A 1,285-nucleotide genomic window follows, 5' to 3' on the forward strand; every position below is an offset into this window, starting at 1 on the left:
ATGGCAAAGGAAAAGTTTGAGCGTACAAAACCGCACGTCAACATTGGCACGATTGGCCACGTTGACCACGGCAAGACGACGCTGACCGCAGCAATCACCAAGTATTTCGGCGACTTCAAGGCGTATGACCAGATTGACGGTGCGCCGGAAGAGAAAGCGCGCGGCATCACCATCTCGACCGCCCACGTGGAATACGAGACCGACAACCGCCACTATGCGCATGTCGACTGCCCCGGCCACGCTGACTATGTGAAGAACATGATCACCGGTGCGGCGCAGATGGACGGCGCGATCCTGGTTGTGAACGCCGCTGACGGCCCGATGCCGCAGACCCGCGAGCACATCCTGCTGGGCCGCCAGGTTGGCATCCCGAAGATGGTCGTGTTCCTGAACAAGGTTGACCAGGTTGACGACGAAGAGCTGCTGGAACTGGTTGAGATGGAAGTTCGCGAACTGCTGTCCAGCTACGACTACCCCGGCGACGACATTCCGATCATCGCAGGTTCGGCTCTGGCCGCGATGGAAGGCAACAACCCGGAAATCGGCGAGAACAAGATCCGCGAACTGATGGCGGCCGTTGACGAGTACATCGACACGCCCGAGCGCGCTGTTGACCAGCCGTTCCTGATGCCGATCGAAGACGTGTTCTCGATCTCGGGTCGTGGTACCGTTGTGACCGGTCGTGTCGAGCGTGGTGTGATCAACGTTGGCGACGAGATCGAAATCGTCGGCATCCGCGACACGCAGAAGACCACCTGCACCGGTGTCGAGATGTTCCGCAAGCTGCTGGACCGCGGTGAAGCCGGCGACAACATCGGCGCCCTGCTGCGTGGTGTTGACCGTGACGGCGTCGAGCGTGGCCAGGTTCTGTGTAAACCGGGCTCGGTGACTCCGCACACCAAGTTCGAAGCCGAAGCCTACATCCTGACCAAGGAAGAAGGCGGCCGTCACACTCCGTTCTTCGCGAACTACCGTCCGCAGTTCTACTTCCGTACGACTGACGTGACCGGCACCGTGACCCTGGCCGAAGGCACCGAGATGGTCATGCCCGGCGACAACGTGTCGTTCGGCGTCGAGCTGATCGCCCCGATCGCCATGGAAAATGGTCTGCGCTTCGCCATCCGCGAAGGCGGCCGCACCGTCGGCGCAGGCGTCGTGTCCAAAATCATCGAGTAAGGCGCGCTTGTCGCGCCCGGTTGCGGCAGGCGGTTTTCCAAAGCGAAGCCAGCCGAAAGCAACTCGGTGAGAAACCAAAGAAGGCCGTCCCAATCCGGGGCGGCCTTTT

At 61.0% G+C, this 1,285-nt stretch carries 1 protein-coding gene; it reads left to right on the forward strand.

Features of this window, described 5'->3' with window-relative positions:
* Positions 1 to 1,176, forward strand: a 1,176-nt coding sequence (gene tuf, locus ACR0JC_RS18820; RefSeq protein ID WP_170343064.1) for an elongation factor Tu, incomplete at its 5' end; no start/stop codon positions are given.
* Positions 1,177 to 1,285: the final 109 nt, after the last annotated feature.

The organism is Ruegeria sp. CH5, assembly GCF_056537025.1.